Here is a 16,573-nt window from a genome sequence, read left to right on the forward strand (position 1 = left end):
GGCATGTTCGTATCAACAGACGGTAAAGCGCCCGGGCATCGCTGAAGGCAGACAATCATCAATCATGAAAATAGCCTTTTCCTGAACCTGCAAATAAAGAAAAGCCCCGACTCTCACTCACAAGCCAGGGCTTTTTCATACCGCACAAACCACTATTCCTGAACCACCCGCACAATCCGCTGCGGCAATGGAATCTCGATGCCTGCGTCCTTCAAGCGGTCGCGCGCTTCGATGTTGAACATCGACGTCACGTCGCCCATATCGCCACTGCTGGTCCAGACACGCAGGGACAAGGTAATTGCGTTCTCCCCCAGTGCTGCCACCACGGCCTGTGGGGCCGGGTCCTTGAGTACGCGTGGGTCGTCTGCCATGTCCAGCAGGACCTGCAATGCTTTCCTCAAATCCGCATCGTGGCTGACGCCGATATCGAAGGTGATCTTGCGGGTTGGCTGACGGTTAGTGTTGGTGATGATGCCGTTGGACAGGTTGCCGTTGGGAATGATCACCGTACGGTTGTCGCCGGTGCGCAGCACGGTGTGGAAGATCTGGATGTTGTCGACAGTTCCCGACACACCCTGGGCTTCGATCCAGTCACCGATGCGAAACGGACGGAACAACAGAATCAGCACACCACCCGCGAAGTTCGCCAGGCTGCCTTGTAATGCCAGACCAATCGCCAGGCCGGCAGCACCGATAGCGGCCACGAACGAGGTAGTTTCGACGCCGATCATCGACGCGACGCTGACCACCAGCAGGATCTTAAGAATGATGTTCGCCAGGTTGCTGACGAAGCCCTGCAAGGCCAGGTCGGCGTGTCGCAAGGCCAGCAACACGCCCAGTTTTCCGGTCAGCCGGTTAATCAGCCACCAGCCCACACACAGCGTTACGACTGCCAGCAGCAAGCGGCTGCCGTACTCCATGATCATCGAAATCCAGGCCTGCGACGCTTGCCACAGATGACCGACTTCTGCGTTTAAATCCATCGTTATCTCCTTACCCGCCATGAACTGCCATCGAAACCACGGCGGCCTGCCGTCATTTCAATGCTCAAGGCGCTTCGGACTGGCCGGGGGACGCAGGGTTCCCCGGCTTTCAGTGCAAATAAAATATTAGTCGCGGAAGTTGTTGAATTGCAGCGGCATGCCCGAATCATAGGCACGCAGCGCTGCGATCGCTTCTTGCAGGTCGTCGCGCTTCTTGCCGGTAACCCGCACCTGCTCGCCCTGAATGGCGGCCTGGACCTTGAGCTTGGCTTCTTTGATATGAGCAACGATTTTTTTCGCCAGTTCCTTGTCGATGCCTTCGCGCAGGGTGACTTCCTGCTTCATCAGTTTGCCCGAAGCGTAGGCATCCTTGATTTCGAGGCATTTTGCGTCGATCTTGCGTTTGACCAGCGCCAGCTTGAGGATTTCGATCATGGCCTCCAGCTGAAAGTCTGCTTCTGCGGTCAGCGTGACAGTCAGTTCCTTGAACTCGAACGTGCCTTTGCCTTTGAGGTCATAGCGACGGTCCAGCTCTTTGATGGCATTGTCGACGGCATTCGTGACTTCGTGTTTATCCAATTCGGACACTACGTCGAACGAGGGCATGTATGTTCTCCAGATAAACGGCGTGCGCACGATTCGGGCACGCGTGACTTGACGGTTTGAAAGAACGCTCATTATAACGAGACTTTTCCTGCATTAACTGTGAGCCTTTCATGCACATCCTTGTTTTCACCTTCAGCAGACCGCTTCAACGCCTTAACGTGCCTCACTGATGGCGGTGACATGGCATGTTCTCGGCGCGGGAAGTCTGGGCACTCTGTGGGCGGCGCGACTGGCGCGCGCAGGCCTGCCGGTGCGGTTGATCCTTCGCAATGCTGAACGGCTGGCGGCTTATAACACCAGTGGCGGTTGCGTGACACTGGTCGAAAACGATATCGCCCACACGTACTCGGTCGAAGCACAGACCGCCGAACATCACCAACCCATCGAGCGGCTGCTGGTCGCCTGCAAGGCCTACGACGCTGAGCAGGCTGTTGCGCAGTTGGCACCACGTCTGGCGGCACATGCCGACGTCATCCTGCTACAAAACGGCCTGGGCAGTCAGGACGCTGTGGCTGCAAGAATCCCCCACATCCGCTGCGTGTTCGCCTCCAGCACTGAAGGCGCGTTTCTGGAGTCGGACTGGCGTGTCAGGTTCGCTGGCCACGGTTTCAACTGGCTTGGCGATGTATCGAACCCGACGGCACCCGCACTTCTGCAGGACTTGCACGCCAGTGGCATTCCCCACGAATGGACACCGGACTTCCTGACGCGGCTGTGGCGCAAGCTGGCCCTGAACTGCGCGATCAACCCGCTGACGGTCCTGCACGACTGCCGTAATGGTGGCCTGCTCGAGCACGCCTGCTAGGTCGCAACACTGTGCGCCGAGCTGAGCGATTTGCTGGGCCGCTGCGGCCAGCCAGCGGCAGCGCATGACTTGCATGCTGAAGTGCTGCGGGTCATTCATGCGACCGCCGCCAATTACTCATCCATGTACCAGGACGTGCTTCACGGGAGACGCACCGAAATCAGCTACCTGCTGGGTTACGCGTGTGCGGCGGCCGTGCGTCATCGCTGTCCGGCAGCACACCTGCAGCAATTGCGGACACGTCTGACAGCCCATCTGGCACACAAGGGTTTGCGTACTGACTAGCGCGCGCTACCCTGCTCGCATCACATGTCACTGCGACCTTCCCAATGCCTTTGCGCCAACGCCTGGAAAACCTGCCGGTAGGTCAGAAACTGCTGGCCGCCCTGCTGGTCCTGATGACCACCGTGCTGCTGGTTGCGAACCTGACCTTCATCAGCGCGGCTTATTACATCTCTCAGGAAGCGATGGCCCCGCAGGCCCTGCAGACCATTGGCCGTCTGATCAGCAGCGCCAATCTCAACGAGCGCGCCTTGAACTCGCCTGCCGATGCGCGTGCCTTGCTCAAGGAACTCAAAAGCTACGGCCCGCTACGTGCAGCGGCCATATACGACAACGACGGAGAGCGACTTGAGCAGATGCAGCAGGGCGAGGGCCTGCAACTGCCCAGACACTACAAGGACCTCGAAAGCTGGCGGCTTACTGAATTTCGCAGCACGCAGGTCATTACCGTACCGAAAGGCGACGAACCGCCCGGGCACATGTTACTGGTTGCCAGCAGCGAGCTGCCTCCCGCGTTCTACACCGGCACACTGACCGCGAGTCTGGGCATTCTGGTGTTCAGCGTGTTGCTGTGGCTGGTGGTGGCCCGGCAGATCCGGCGCTTGATCACAGAGCCCATTTATCAGTTGGAAGAACTGTCGCGGCAGGTCACCCGCGAAGAAAACTACGCACTGCGCGCAGAGCCAGGCAACGAGGATGAAATCGGCAGTCTGGCCGAGGCATTCAATACCATGCTGTCGCGTATCGAAGCGCGTGAGCAACAACTCAAGCGCGCTCGGGATGATTCCCAGGAAGCTTACGATCAGGCACAGGGGCTGGCCGAGGAAACCCGCCATACCAACCGCAAACTGGAACTGGAAGTCCAGGTGCGCAGCAAGATCGAGAAGAAGCTCACCGGCTTTCAGAACTACCTCAACAGCATCATTGATTCGATGCCCTCGGCGATGATCGCGCTGGACGAGCAGCTGTACGTCACCCAGTGGAATCAGGAGGCGACAGCGCTGTCCGGAACCACGCTGGACGAAGCGTTGAACCAGCCGATCTTTCTGGCCTTCGAGCCGATGCGCTCGTTTCTGCCGCAAATCAAGCACACCGTCGAGCGCCACAGCGTGACCAAGATCGAGCGCGTGACCTGGATCAAAAACGACGAGTCGCGCCACTATGCGCTGACGTTCTACCCGCTGACCGGCGATGCCGGGCGTGGCGTGGTGATCCGTATCGATGACATCACCCAGCGTATATCGCTGGAAGAAATGATGGTGCAGTCGGAGAAGATGTTGTCTGTCGGCGGTCTGGCAGCGGGCATGGCCCACGAGATCAACAACCCGTTGGGCGCCATTCTGCACAATGTGCAGAACATCAGGCGGCGTCTGTCCCCGGAACTGCCGAAGAACATTGAGCAGGCCGAAGCCGACGGTATCGATCTGGCGCAGGTCAATCATTACCTGGAAAGCCGCGAAGTACCAAAACTGCTCGATGGCATCCAGCAAGCGGGTGCCAGGGCAGCAAAGATTGTCAGCCACATGCTCAATTTCAGCCGCTTGAGCAGTCGTCAGCTGTCAGCCTGCGACTTACCGGCATTGATCGATCAGGCAGTGGAAATTGCCAGCAACGATTTTGACCTGACCGTCGGTTTCGACTTCAAGGGCCAGCACATCATCCGTCAGTTCGACCCGGAACTGGGTCCGGTGCCGTGCATCGCCAACGAACTGGAGCAGGTGCTGCTGAACCTGCTGAAGAACGCCGCCCAGGCCATTCACCAGCGCCCGGAGAGCGAGGAGCCTGGACGCATCATCCTGCGTACCCGTCTCAACCCGCCCTGGGCCGAAATTCAGGTGGAGGACAACGGCATCGGCATGTCCGAAAATGTCCGAAAACGTACTTTCGAACCGTTCTTTACCACCAAGGAAATCGGCCAGGGCACCGGGCTGGGTCTGTCGGTGTCGTATTTCATTGTTACCAATAATCATAAAGGCCAGATGGAGGTGCATTCCTCTCTCGGCACAGGCACCTGCTTTACGCTGCGTCTACCGCTGGTGGCCAACCAGGTAAGCGTTCAGCAGCAGGTTATTTCCAAGTCTTGATCAGGAATCGCAGCAATGGGCTTTCGTTTGTCGAAGATTTACACACGCACCGGTGATGCCGGAGAGACCGGTCTGGGCGACGGTCGACGGGTGTCCAAGGATCATCCGCGCGTCGAGGCCATTGGTGAGGTCGATACGCTCAACAGCCAGCTCGGCCTGTTGCTGGCCGGGCTGATCGATGAGGCCAAAAGCGTGCCGGCTCTCAACGAAGTGATCGAGGTGCTCGCGCCTTGCCAGCATCGGCTGTTCGATCTGGGGGGCGAACTGGCGATGCCGATTTACAAAGCGTTGAATGACGCTGAGGTCGGGCGGCTGGAAGCGGCAATCGACGTATGGAATGAAGAACTGGGGCCGTTGGAAAATTTCATCTTGCCAGGCGGCTCATCACTGATCGCTCAAGCGCACATCTGCCGCAGCCTTGCGCGCAGTGCCGAACGCCGTTGCCAGCATTTGAATGCGGTCGAGCCACTGGAAGGTGCCGGGCTGGCGTACATCAACAGGTTGTCGGATTTGCTGTTCGTCGCTGCTCGATTGATCGCCAGAAGACAGGGCATTGCCGAGATCCTCTGGCAGCCCGCGCCCAAGCCGGTTTGATGAGCATCCGAATGGCTGCGCGGCGCAGATTTGTGACGTGGGGCGTTTTCACGTTGAAGCGTAGGGGCTTTTGTGGGGAGCGGACCGGGCGACGCTTCGCGGACAAGTCCGCTCCCACGGCCTTCGGCCGGAGTCAAAAGCGGACGTGTATAACGATGAGTGCTCTGCGTCAGCTGTGCGACTCAGACGATTTCGTCAGGCCAGAACGCGCGGATCCCGGCCACGCCCTGTGCGCCGCTTTCCCAGGCCTGCTGACGCTCGGAAGGGCCAACGCCGCCCAGCAGAAAAACCGGTTTGTTAAAGCCTGCAATCAGTTGCGCCGCCTGCTGCCAGCCCAGCGGCTGTGCATCGGGATGAGTCAGGGTGGGCTGAACCGGTGACAGGGTGACGAAATCCACGCCCATCTGCTCTGCCAGGGCCAGCTCTTCGGCGTTATGGCACGACGCCGCCAGCCAGCGGTTCTCAGGGAACGGACGTCCACGACTGGCGTACTTGCGCAGTTGCTCCGCCGTCAGGTGCCAACCGGCGGACGGAAAGTCGCCCAGCCACTCCAGAGGCCCTTTGAGCATGAGCTGCGCCTTGCCGGCACACAGCCCGGCCGCATCCACCGCCAGATCGCGATACTTCGGGTCATAGCCACCCGGTGCCCGCAACTGGACCAGCTTGATACCGCCTGCGATGGCTTTCTGCATACCGCGCAACAGCTCGATATTGTCCAGCCCGTCAGGCGTGATCAGATACTCGCCGGGCAAACGTGCCGCAGCGACAATCGGCTGGTTGGCGGCCGGAAAGTCGTAGTCAGGCAGCTCTCGCGGAGCCGCCCAGACCAGTGGCTGCCCTTCTGCACCATGCGGCTCGCCGGTAAATGCCGAGACTTCCCAGACATCCAGCAATACCTGCTTGTCCGCATAATCGTGACCGACCTTGATCAAGGGACGCGCTGCCGTGACATGAATCCCCAACTCTTCCTGAAGCTCACGTGCGAGTGCGGCCTGAACGGTCTCACCCTCTTCGACCTTGCCACCGGGAAACTCCCAGAGGCCACCTTGATGCTGAGTGTCGGCACGTCGGGCAATCAATACACTGCCGTCAGCGCCACGAATGACGGCGGCAGCCACATGAACTCGTTTCACGATCAGGACTCCTGCAGGCCTGCCTGCTGCCAGCGCTTGAAGGCGGGCCACTGGTAGATGGTTTCGATATACGCCAGTGCCTCTGCCGGCAACTGGACGTGATAGCCGCGCAGACGAATAGCCACCGGTGCGAAGAACGCATCAGCAATGCTCGGCTTGCCAAACAGAAAAGGACCACTTTCGGCGGCGGCAGCGCGACATTCGGCCCACAGCTCGACAATGCGGTCGATATCGTTCTGGGTATCGACCGTGATCACTTCCAGCGCCTTATCCTGACGCAGGTCCATTGGCATGTTCGAGCGCAGATTGACGAAACCGCTGTGCATCTGCGCACACGCCGAACGAGCCTGGGCACGGGCAGCGATATCACGCGGCCACAGCTCGACGTCCGGGAAGCGCTCGACCAGATATTCACAGATCGCCAGCGAATCGATGATCGTGCCGTGCTCACACTGAAGCGCAGGCACCTTGCCGGTCGGCGAATACTTGAGAATATTCTCACGGGTGTCCGGCAGGTTCAGGCGGATGACTTGATCGGTGAACGCAGCACCGGTCATTTCCAGCACCAGCCAGGGACGCAGCGACCAGGAGGAATAGCGTTTGTCGCCGATAATCAGATGCAGGCTCATGGTTCAGCTCCCATTGAGCCCGGCGCGAGGGCAGGATGCCCGCGCGCCGGGCATTGAATCAGGTGCGATATTCCGCGTTGATCTTCACGTATTCGTGAGAAAGGTCGGTGGTCCAGATGGTTTCGCTGCAATCACCGCGACCCAGCTCGATACGAATAGTGATCTCTTCTTCAGCCATTACCGCCGAGCCCTGCTCTTCGGTGTAGGTCGTGGCGCGGCAGCCCTGGCTGGCAATGCATACGCCGCCCAGGAATACGTCGATCTTGCTCACGTCCAGGTCCGGCACGCCAGCGCGGCCGACAGCCGCCAGAATACGTCCCCAGTTCGGATCGGAGGCGAACAGCGCGGTCTTGATCAGCGGCGAGTGGGCCACGGCATAACCGACGTCCAGGCACTCCTGCTGATTGCCGCCACCGTTGACTTCTACCGTCACGAACTTGGTCGCACCTTCGCCATCACGCACGATGGCCTGAGCGACATCCATGCACACGTCGAACACGGCTTTCTTCAACGCGTCGAACAACGGGCCCTTGGCCTCGGTGATCTCGGGCAGATCAGCCTGACCGGTGGCAATCAGCATGCAGCAATCGTTGGTCGAGGTATCGCCATCGATAGTGATGCGATTGAAGGATTTGTTGGCTCCGTCGCGAATCAGGTCCTGCAGTACGCTCTGCGACACTTTGGCGTCGGTAGCGATGTAGCCAAGCATGGTCGCCATGTTCGGGCGAATCATGCCTGCGCCTTTGCTGATGCCGGTTACTGTGATGGTTACGCCATCGTGGGTGAACTGACGGCTCGCGCCTTTGGGCAGGGTGTCGGTGGTCATGATGCCGGTCGCCGCAGCGGCCCAGTTATCCACAGACAGATCATCAAGCGCGGCTTGCAGCGCGCCTTCGATTTTTTCCACAGGCAACGGCTCGCCGATCACGCCCGTTGAGTAAGGCAGCACTGCTGATGCATCGACGCCGGTCAGTTGCGCCAGCTTTTCGCAAGTACGTCGCGCAGCAACCAGACCTGGTTCGCCCGTGCCCGCGTTGGCATTGCCGGTGTTGGTCAGCAAATAACGCACCGTCCCCTGAACACGCTGTTTGGCCAGAATGACCGGCGCGGCGCAGAACGCATTCAAGGTGAATACACCGGCAACGCTGGAGCCTTCGGCACAGCGCATGACCACAACGTCCTTGCGCCCCGGGCGTTTGATGCCGGCAGAAGAAATGCCAAGTTCAAAACCGGGAACCGGGTGCAACGCAGGCAAAGGACCAAGACCAACAGCCATCGGGGTGCTCCTCAAGGAGTATGGCGCCGTCCGCATCAGTACGGCGATCAATGAAAAAACGCCGCGACGGGCAAGCCGGTCGCGGCGCAGGTATTACACAGTCAAAGGCTTAGTTGATCTGGCCGTGACAGTGTTTGAATTTCTTGCCCGAACCACACCAGCACAGCTCGTTGCGACCCAGTTTCTGGTCGTTGCGGACCGGCTCGGATGCGACGGCTACAGGCGCTTCGCCACCCTCTTCATCCAGCAGCGGCTGGTCGATGCCCGGCGCAGGAGCGTGTTCGAACTGCATGCGGCTGGCCAGTTCTTCGGCTTCCTGACGCAGGCGCGCCTCTTCTTCCTCTGGATCTTCGCGACGAACCTGAACATGCGAAAGTACACGGATGGTGTCGCGCTTGATCGAATCCAGCAGCTCCTGGAACAGCGTGAAGGACTCGCGCTTGTATTCCTGCTTCGGGTTCTTCTGAGCGTAGCCGCGCAGGTGGATACCGTGACGCAGGTGGTCCATGGTCGACAGGTGATCTTTCCACAGGTCGTCCAGCACGCGCAGGAGGATCTGCTTCTCGAAGGAACGCAGGGCTTCGGCGCTGGCCTGGTCTTCCTTCTCGTTGTACGCCACCAGCAACTGCGCCATGATTTTTTCGCGCAGGCTGTCTTCGTGCAGGTTGTCGTCTTCGTCCAGCCACTGCTGGACGGGCAGTTTGACGGCAAAGTCGGTGTTCAGCGCGGCTTCCAGACCGGCAACGTTCCACTGCTCCGGCAGGGATTGCGGCGGAATATGCTGACTGATGAGATTGTTGAGCACTTCCTCACGGAAGTCAGCGATGGTCTCACCAATGTTCTCGGCAGCCAGCAGCGTGTTACGCATGTGATAAATCACTTTGCGCTGCTCGTTGGCCACGTCATCGAACTCGAGCAATTGCTTGCGGATGTCGAAGTTGCGACCTTCCACTTTGCGCTGCGCTTTTTCGATGGCGTTGGTCACCATGCGGTGCTCGATAGCCTCACCGGACTGCATGCCCAGCGCCTTCATGAAATTCTTCACGCGGTCCGAGGCGAAGATACGCATCAGGCTGTCTTCGAGCGACAGGTAGAAACGGCTGGAACCGGTGTCACCCTGACGGCCGGCACGGCCACGCAGCTGGTTGTCGATACGGCGCGATTCGTGGCGCTCGGAGGCAATAACGTGCAAGCCACCCGCTTCGATCACCTGCTGATGGCGTTTCTGCCAGTCAGCCTTGATCTGTGCGATCTGCTCAGGGGTCGGATCTTCCAGATTGGCGACCTCTACTTCCCAGTTACCGCCCAACAGGATGTCGGTACCGCGACCCGCCATGTTGGTAGCAATGGTCAAAGCACCCGGACGACCGGCCTGCGCGATGATTTCTGCTTCTTTTTCGTGGAACTTGGCGTTCAGAACCTTGTGATCGATGCCTTCCTGCTTGAGCAGGTTGGACATGTGTTCGGAGGTTTCGATGGTCGCTGTACCTACCAGCACCGGACGGTTCTCTGCAATGCAGGCCTTGATGTCGGTAACGATGGCTGCGTACTTCTCTTCCGCCGTCAGATAGACGAGGTCGTTGAAGTCTTTACGCGCCAACGGCTTGTTCGGCGGGATGACCATGACGGCCAGGTTGTAGATCTGGTGGAATTCGAACGCTTCGGTGTCAGCCGTACCGGTCATGCCGGACAGTTTGTTGTACAGACGGAAGTAGTTCTGGAACGTGGTCGATGCCAGGGTCTGGCTTTCGGCCTGAATGTTCAGGTTTTCCTTGGCTTCGATGGCCTGATGCAGGCCCTCGGACAAGCGACGGCCCGGCATGGTGCGGCCGGTATGCTCGTCGACCAGCAGAACCTGGCCGTCTGCAACGATGTACTCGACGTTGCGGTTGAACAATTTATGCGCACGCAGACCGGCATAAACGTGAGTCAGCAGGCCCAGGTTGTGCGCCGAGTAGAGGCTCTCGCCTTCAGCCAGCAAGCCGACTTCGGTGAGCATTTCCTCGATGAACTGGTGACCGGCTTCGTTCAGCTCGACCTGACGGGTTTTCTCGTCAACGGTGAAGTGGCCCGGTTTGGTGACTTCGCCTTCCACTTCCTCGATATGCTGCTCGAGCTTGGGGATCAGGCGGTTGATTTCGGTGTACAGCTTGGAGCTGTCTTCGGCCTGACCGGAGATGATCAGCGGCGTACGCGCTTCGTCGATCAGAATCGAGTCGACTTCGTCGATTACGGCGAAATTGAGTTCGCGCTGGAACTTGTCGTCCATGCTGAACGCCATGTTGTCGCGCAGGTAATCGAAGCCGTATTCGTTATTGGTGCCGTAGGTGATGTCGGCAGCATAAGCAGCGCGTTTTTCTTCCGGCGGCTGGAATGGTGTGACGATGCCTACGGTCAGACCGAGGAATTCGTACAACGGACGCATCCAATTGGCATCTCGGCGAGCGAGATAGTCGTTCACGGTGACTACGTGAACGCCCTTGCCGGAAAGCGCATTGAGGTACACAGCCAACGTACCGACCAGGGTTTTACCTTCACCGGTACGCATTTCCGCGATCTGACCTTCGTGCAGGGTCATACCGCCGATCAACTGAACGTCGAAGTGGCGCATGCCCATGACGCGCTTGCCCGCTTCACGAGCGACAGCAAAGGCTTCCGGCAGTAATTGATCGAGGGTCTCGCCTTTGGCTATGCGGGCCTTGAACTCTTCGGTCTTGGCGCGCAATTGCTCGTCCGAAAGGGCCACCATTTGCTCTTCGAAGGCATTGACGATCTGTACCGTCTTGAGCATGCGTTTTACTTCACGCTCGTTCTTGCTTCCAAAAAGTTTTTTCAACAAAGGCGCAAACATATCGACAGGATCTTCCACACATAGGAATGGAGGGCGGCCCCGTGAGTCGCCCGTGCAGCCCAGATGGCCGCATGCGAACGAGCATTCTACCCGGAAACGATGGTGAGGAAAGTGGCGTTATTCCACGATGCTGGCACAGCGCTGTTATGGGGCAGGTTTACAATGGGGCCAATTTCAAGCACTTCAACCCATAATCCGGGGAAGTTACTCATTGATTTGCATATGAAAGCACGGAAATGCCCTGAAAAGCAGCCGTTAGAACGCTTTCTGTTAAGATGTTCATCTTGTTACCAGGCACTCCACCATGGCCTTTCGTCCTCTGAACGCCCGCCCGCCCGCGGTTCTGCTGCGTGAAGCCAAGCCTCTGAAGGCTATCTTTCGTCACGCCGAACGCCTTAGCCATTTGCAGCGCCTGCTCGAAAGTCAGCTGCAACCAGCCGCGCGCGCGCACTGTCGTGTGGCCTCGTGGCGCGAAGGCACCTTGTTGCTGATCGTGACGGATGGTCACTGGGCCACGCGCCTGCGCTATCAGCAGAAGCGCCTGCACCGGCAACTGATGGCCTTCGACGAATTCATCAACCTGATGCGCATTGTCTTCAGGGTGCAGCCACCTGAAGCCCCGCGCGGAGCGGCCACGCACACCATCGACCTGTCTTCGATTGCCGCCGAGAACATTCAGGCCACCGCCGAGGGCATCACTGATCCCAAGCTGCGGGCAGCACTTGAGCGGCTGGCCAGCCATGCCAAGGACAAGAAATAACGTCTGAGTGATTTTCGCCAGATCCTCTGCGCAACTGGCTTTGCCCAATGAAGCCGATAAAAAAAGGCCACCCGAGGGCAGCCTTTAAAGAACAAAAGGAAAGAGAGTAAAGCTTGCCTACACGGCCGCGACAGGGCGCATGTAGGAAATAGGTGCCGTACTGGCATCCTCGAAAGTCACCACTTCCCAAGCGTCTTTCTGCTCGATCAACGTGCGCAGGAGACGATTGTTCAGTGCATGCCCCGATTTGAAGCCACGGAACTCACCGATCAGGCTATTGCCCAGCAGGTAAAGGTCACCGATGGCGTCGAGGATTTTGTGTTTGACGAATTCGTCCTCGTAACGCAGGCCGTCTTCGTTCAGTACGCCGTCCTTGTCGACCACGATGGCGTTTTCCACACTGCCGCCGAGTGCGAGGTTGTGCTTGCGCAGGTACTCGATGTCACTCATGAACCCGAAGGTCCGGGCACGGCTGACTTCCTTCACGAAGGAAGTGCTGGAAAAGTCCACGCTTGCACTCTGGGTGCGATCACGGAAGACGGGGTGATCGAAATCGATCTCGAAACTGACTTTGAACCCTTCGAAAGGCACGAAAGTAGCGCGTTTACCGCCCTCCTCCACTGTGACTTCACGCAGGATGCGGATGAATTTCTTCGGCGCGTCCTGTTCTTCCAGGCCAGCCGATTGAATCAGGAATACGAAAGGGCCTGCGCTGCCGTCCATGATAGGAACTTCGGAGGCAGAGAGCTCGACGTAGGCGTTATCGATGCCAAGGCCAGCCATGGCCGAGAGCAGGTGTTCTACCGTGTCAACTTTGACATCACCATTGACCAGAGTGGTCGACAGAGTGGTGTCGCCGACGTTTTCCGCACGCGCAGGGATCTGCACGACGGGGTCAAGGTCAGCTCGGCAAAACACAATGCCGGTATTCACAGGTGCGGGCTTGAGGGTCAGGTAAACCTTCTCCCCGGAGTGCAGGCCTACACCTGTGGCACGGATAATATTTTTCAGGGTGCGTTGTTTAATCATGGCATGGGCCGCTTCAGCGCAAGTTGCGAACTGGTATCAACAAAGGCTGGCGATGATAGCAGACCATGCCTTTGCTGAACACCAATCACCCTAATACCCCTGATACATTTCATCAATCGGCCTGACGACGCAGGAAAGCCGGGATATCCAGGTAATCCAGATCATCGTTAGGGTTCATCTTCGCCGCTGCCGTAGCGCCTGCGTGTGCCTGATTGCGCATCACGGTAGGACGGTCCAGATCGCGGTAGTTGACCGAAGGTGCTTCCTGGCGCGACGCCTGCTGGGCAGGAGCCTGCTGGGTGGTCTGCAGCGTGTTGTCGATGACCTTGACCGGCTTCTCGATTTTCGCGCCCAGGCCGGTGGCAACCACAGTCACGTGCAACTCGTCACGCATGTCCGGATCGATAACCGTACCGACCTTGACCATCGCGTGCTCGGAAGCGAACGCTTCGATGATGCTACCCACGTCCGAGTACTCACCCAGCGACAGGTCAGGACCGGCAGTGATGTTGACCAGGATGCCGCGAGCGCCCTGCAGGTTGACGTCTTCGAGCAACGGGTTGCGAATGGCCGCTTCGGTGGCTTCACGCGCACGGTTAGGACCGCTGGCGCAGCCAGTACCCATCATCGCCATGCCCATTTCGCTCATCACGGTACGGACGTCGGCGAAGTCGACGTTGATCATGCCCGGACGCTTGATGATGTCGGAGATACCGCGAACGGCACCGGCCAGTACATCGTCAGCCTTGGCGAAAGCCGACAGCAGGCTGGCGTCCTTGCCCAGGATGGTCAGCAGCTTCTCGTTGGGGATAGTGATCAACGAGTCGACGCTTTCGGACAACATGCGGATGCCTTCATCGGCGATCTGCATACGCTTGCGACCTTCGAACGGGAACGGACGGGTCACGACTGCGACCGTCAGAATGCCCATTTCCTTGGCCACTTCAGCAATGATCGGTGCTGCACCGGTACCGGTACCGCCGCCCATGCCAGTGGTGATGAAAACCATGTTGGTGCCCTGCAGAACTTCTGCAATGCGCTCACGATCTTCCAGTGCGGCCTGACGACCGACTTCAGGGTTGGCGCCAGCGCCAAGGCCTTTGGTCACGCCGGTGCCCAGTTGCAGAATGGTCCGCGCGCCAATGTTTTTCAGCGCTTGAGCATCTGTGTTGGCGCAGATGAATTCCACGCCTTCAATGTTGCTCTTGACCATGTGATTGACAGCGTTTCCGCCACCACCGCCTACACCGATAACTTTGATAACCGGGCTTTGCGGGACGTTGTCTACGAGTTCGAACATTTCTCTCTCCTTCCGCTTTCTAGTTAGTTTTGCCTACTGCCTGCCGATATTGCTTTTGAAGCCCTGAATCTGAAGCTGTGAAACTTTTAAACGTTGAAACTTAGAAATTGCCCTGCACCCAACGCTTGATACGCTCAAGCACCGGTGCCTTGGTTTCGTCGCTGTAACTGCTGTTGCCGACCATCCCGGACAGTGAAATGCCGTCCGACTGTTTTTGCAGCCCGTACATCAACAGGCCTACGCCGGTCGAGTAGATAGGGTTGCGCACGACATCAGCGAGCCCTTTGACGCTGTGCGGCACGCCAAGGCGCACCGGCATGTGGAAGATTTCCTCGGCCAGTTCGACCGCACCTTCCATTTTCGCTGTGCCCCCGGTCAGCACGATGCCAGCCGGGATCAGGTCTTCGTAACCGCTGCGGCGCAGCTCGGCCTGGATCAGGGTGAACAGCTCGTCGTAACGAGGCTCTACCACTTCGGCCAGGGCCTGACGCGACAGCTCGCGAGGTGGACGGTCGCCCACACTCGGTACTTTGATGGTTTCACCGGCACCGGCCAGTTTGGCCAGGGCGCAGGCGTAGCGAATCTTGATTTCTTCGGCGTACTGGGTCGGGGTACGCAACGCCATGGCGATGTCGTTGGTGACCTGATCGCCCGCAATCGGGATAACCGCCGTGTGACGAATGGCGCCTTCGGTGAAGATCGCGATGTCGGTCGTACCGCCACCGATATCCACCAGGCACACGCCCAGCTCTTTCTCGTCATCGGTCAGTACGGAATACGCCGACGCCAGTTGTTCAAGAATGATGTCGTCGACTTCCAGACCGCAGCGACGCACGCACTTCTCGATGTTCTGCGCGGCATTCACTGCGCAGGTCACGACGTGAACCTTGGCTTCCAGACGTACACCGGACATGCCCAAAGGCTCACGCACGCCTTCCTGGTTATCGATCACGTAATCCTGAGGGAGGGTGTGCAGCACGCGCTGGTCGGCAGGAATGGCCACCGCCTGAGCAGCATCGAGCACACGCTCCAGGTCCGCAGAACTGACTTCGCGATCACGAATCGCCACGATGCCGTGCGAATTCAGGCTGCGAATGTGGCTGCCTGCAACGCCGACAAATGCCGAGTGAATACGGCAACCCGCCATCAGCTGCGCTTCTTCGATTGCACGCTGGATCGACTGCACAGTCGACTCGATATTCACTACCACGCCCTTCTTCAGGCCGCGGGAGGGATGGGTACCGATACCCACTATTTCCAGCGAGCCATCGGCCGCGACTTCGCCTACCAGTGCCACCACCTTGGAGGTACCGATATCCAGCCCGACGATCATTTTGCCGCTTTGCACGTTTGCCATGGTCCTGCCTCTTATCAATTCTTCGCGACGGCGGGTTTGTCCGTCGTTGCCGCTGCCTGTTCGCGCCAACCGACCGCAAGGCCGTTGGAGTAACGCAAGTCGACGCGCGCGATATTCGTGATTTGTTCTTTCAGCGTTTTGTCGTAAATCGCGATGAAACGGCGCATTTTTTCGACGAGGTGGTCGCGTCCAAGCAACAATTCGATTCCCGGGCCAGCACTACCGGCGCCTGTCGTCAGGAACCAGCTGCCGCGCTCGCGCAGCTCCAGGCGCACGATGGAGAAGCCCAGCGGGCGCAACATCTGACTCAACACCTGATACTGCTGCATCACCTGCTGCTGGGCCCGCTGCGGGCCGAACAACTGGGGAAGATGTTCGTAATTGGACAGTTCACGCGGCGTGAAAGCCTGCCCCTGGTTATTCAACAGCGCTTCATCACCCCAACGGGCAACCGGCAACTGCTCTTCAAGACGAATCACAACCTGATCCGGCCATACACGACGAACTTCGGCGTGGGCGATCCAGGGCATCTGCTCAAGCTCGGTGCGCATGCCGGTCAGATCGATCTTGAAAAAGCTCGACGCCACATAAGGCGCAATCCGCTGTTGCACAGCCTGCTGGCTGATGTAACTCAAATCGCCCTGCACATTGATGCGGGTAATCGGGCGGTCGGCGTACGGCAGCAGACGTTGTGCGGCCTCATAAGTGCCGAAGCCCAGAACCACCAGCAACACAGGCCAGAGCAGACGCTTCAGAACACTGAAGTTAGCCTTGGGCAAGCGCGCCGACAGAGGCTCCTTGGCCACCATTCGGCTGGCGCCACGCGGCACCGGCTTGTTGCGGCCGGGTGCAGGTGGCTGAGGACGTGCCGACGCGCCGTACAT

The 16,573-nt window shown here is 58.7% G+C and carries 13 protein-coding genes and 1 pseudogene; 4 read left to right on the forward strand and 10 right to left on the reverse strand.

From position 1 onward, the window contains the following. Window positions 1–152: 152 nt before the first annotated feature. Both FFH21_RS21835 and FFH21_RS21840 read right to left on the reverse strand, forming a co-directional pair. Entirely contained in the window at window positions 153–983 is an 831-nt protein-coding gene (locus FFH21_RS21835; protein WP_011169422.1) for a mechanosensitive ion channel family protein, read from the reverse strand. 126 nt (window positions 984–1,109) lie between these two features. Further along, window positions 1,110–1,589: a YajQ family cyclic di-GMP-binding protein gene (locus tag FFH21_RS21840; protein WP_002555031.1), complete on the reverse strand. Its 480-nt coding sequence runs from the start codon at window positions 1,587–1,589 to the stop codon at window positions 1,110–1,112. A gap of 169 nt (window positions 1,590–1,758) precedes the next feature. Here FFH21_RS21840 and FFH21_RS21845 point away from each other — a divergent pair. From FFH21_RS21845 to FFH21_RS21855, 3 genes and pseudogenes are all read left to right on the forward strand, one after another. Further along, a pseudogene (locus FFH21_RS21845) lies at window positions 1,759–2,679 on the forward strand (putative 2-dehydropantoate 2-reductase). Between the two features lie 44 nt (window positions 2,680–2,723). Then, the gene (locus FFH21_RS21850) at window positions 2,724–4,760 is read left to right on the forward strand and encodes a PAS domain-containing sensor histidine kinase (RefSeq protein ID WP_005780979.1); all 2,037 of its coding nucleotides are present in this window, start codon (window positions 2,724–2,726) and stop codon (window positions 4,758–4,760) included. A gap of 15 nt (window positions 4,761–4,775) precedes the next feature. Further along, window positions 4,776–5,354 (forward strand): cob(I)yrinic acid a,c-diamide adenosyltransferase, encoded by a 579-nt coding sequence (locus FFH21_RS21855; protein WP_004656495.1) that lies wholly within the window; start codon window positions 4,776–4,778, stop codon window positions 5,352–5,354. A 182-nt stretch (window positions 5,355–5,536) separates the two neighbouring features. Here FFH21_RS21855 and FFH21_RS21860 read toward each other — a convergent pair whose 3' ends face one another. From FFH21_RS21860 to secA, 4 genes are all read right to left on the reverse strand, one after another. Then, window positions 5,537–6,487, reverse strand: a complete 951-nt coding sequence (locus FFH21_RS21860; protein ID WP_011169423.1) for a Nudix family hydrolase — start codon at window positions 6,485–6,487, stop codon at window positions 5,537–5,539. A gap of 2 nt (window positions 6,488–6,489) precedes the next feature. Next, complete coding sequence (locus FFH21_RS21865; protein ID WP_002555036.1) at window positions 6,490–7,116, reverse strand: glutathione S-transferase family protein; 627 nt, start codon at window positions 7,114–7,116, stop codon at window positions 6,490–6,492. 58 nt (window positions 7,117–7,174) lie between these two features. Further along, window positions 7,175–8,392, reverse strand: a complete 1,218-nt coding sequence (argJ, locus tag FFH21_RS21870; protein ID WP_011169424.1) for a bifunctional glutamate N-acetyltransferase/amino-acid acetyltransferase ArgJ — start codon at window positions 8,390–8,392, stop codon at window positions 7,175–7,177. Between the two features lie 109 nt (window positions 8,393–8,501). Next, entirely contained in the window at window positions 8,502–11,243 is a 2,742-nt protein-coding gene (gene secA, locus FFH21_RS21875) for a preprotein translocase subunit SecA (protein ID WP_004666178.1), read from the reverse strand. A gap of 304 nt (window positions 11,244–11,547) precedes the next feature. Here secA and FFH21_RS21880 point away from each other — a divergent pair, with 304 nt between their 5' ends. After that, complete coding sequence (locus FFH21_RS21880) at window positions 11,548–12,003, forward strand: DUF721 domain-containing protein (protein WP_011169425.1); 456 nt, start codon at window positions 11,548–11,550, stop codon at window positions 12,001–12,003. 117 nt (window positions 12,004–12,120) lie between these two features. Here the strand turns inward: FFH21_RS21880 and lpxC are convergent, their stop codons facing one another. From lpxC to FFH21_RS21900, 4 genes are all read right to left on the reverse strand, one after another. After that, a complete protein-coding gene (gene lpxC / locus FFH21_RS21885) occupies window positions 12,121–13,032 on the reverse strand; it encodes a UDP-3-O-acyl-N-acetylglucosamine deacetylase (protein WP_002555040.1) in 912 nt (303 codons plus the stop codon). A gap of 112 nt (window positions 13,033–13,144) precedes the next feature. Beyond that, the gene (ftsZ, locus tag FFH21_RS21890) at window positions 13,145–14,332 is read right to left on the reverse strand and encodes a cell division protein FtsZ (protein ID WP_002555041.1); all 1,188 of its coding nucleotides are present in this window, start codon (window positions 14,330–14,332) and stop codon (window positions 13,145–13,147) included. A 100-nt stretch (window positions 14,333–14,432) separates the two neighbouring features. After that, window positions 14,433–15,689, reverse strand: coding sequence for a cell division protein FtsA (gene ftsA, locus FFH21_RS21895; RefSeq protein ID WP_002555042.1), 1,257 nt, complete (start codon window positions 15,687–15,689; stop codon window positions 14,433–14,435). Between the two features lie 14 nt (window positions 15,690–15,703). Next, window positions 15,704–16,573, reverse strand: a complete 870-nt coding sequence (locus FFH21_RS21900) for a cell division protein FtsQ/DivIB (protein WP_004666180.1) — start codon at window positions 16,571–16,573, stop codon at window positions 15,704–15,706.

The organism is Pseudomonas sp. KBS0707 (assembly GCF_005937945.2).
GTDB classification, from domain to species: domain Bacteria; phylum Pseudomonadota; class Gammaproteobacteria; order Pseudomonadales; family Pseudomonadaceae; genus Aquipseudomonas; species Aquipseudomonas amygdali.

Excerpts from the sequence above, each read along its gene's own strand:
- argJ (WP_011169424.1), bottom strand. The coding sequence starts at position 8,392 with ATGGCTGTTGGTCTTGGTCCTTTGCCTGCGTTGCACCCGGTTCCCGGT.
- lpxC (WP_002555040.1), bottom strand. The coding sequence starts at position 13,032 with ATGATTAAACAACGCACCCTGAAAAATATTATCCGTGCCACAGGTGTA.
- FFH21_RS21835 (WP_011169422.1), bottom strand. The coding sequence starts at position 983 with ATGGATTTAAACGCAGAAGTCGGTCATCTGTGGCAAGCGTCGCAGGCC.
- FFH21_RS21840 (WP_002555031.1), bottom strand. The coding sequence starts at position 1,589 with ATGCCCTCGTTCGACGTAGTGTCCGAATTGGATAAACACGAAGTCACG.
- FFH21_RS21865 (WP_002555036.1), bottom strand. The coding sequence starts at position 7,116 with ATGAGCCTGCATCTGATTATCGGCGACAAACGCTATTCCTCCTGGTCG.
- FFH21_RS21850 (WP_005780979.1), top strand. The coding sequence starts at position 2,724 with ATGCCTTTGCGCCAACGCCTGGAAAACCTGCCGGTAGGTCAGAAACTG.
- FFH21_RS21855 (WP_004656495.1), top strand. The coding sequence starts at position 4,776 with ATGGGCTTTCGTTTGTCGAAGATTTACACACGCACCGGTGATGCCGGA.
- FFH21_RS21900 (WP_004666180.1), bottom strand. The coding sequence starts at position 16,573 with ATGTACGGCGCGTCGGCACGTCCTCAGCCACCTGCACCCGGCCGCAAC.
- ftsZ (WP_002555041.1), bottom strand. The coding sequence starts at position 14,332 with ATGTTCGAACTCGTAGACAACGTCCCGCAAAGCCCGGTTATCAAAGTT.
- secA (WP_004666178.1), bottom strand. The coding sequence starts at position 11,243 with ATGTTTGCGCCTTTGTTGAAAAAACTTTTTGGAAGCAAGAACGAGCGT.
- ftsA (WP_002555042.1), bottom strand. The coding sequence starts at position 15,689 with ATGGCAAACGTGCAAAGCGGCAAAATGATCGTCGGGCTGGATATCGGT.
- FFH21_RS21880 (WP_011169425.1), top strand. The coding sequence starts at position 11,548 with ATGGCCTTTCGTCCTCTGAACGCCCGCCCGCCCGCGGTTCTGCTGCGT.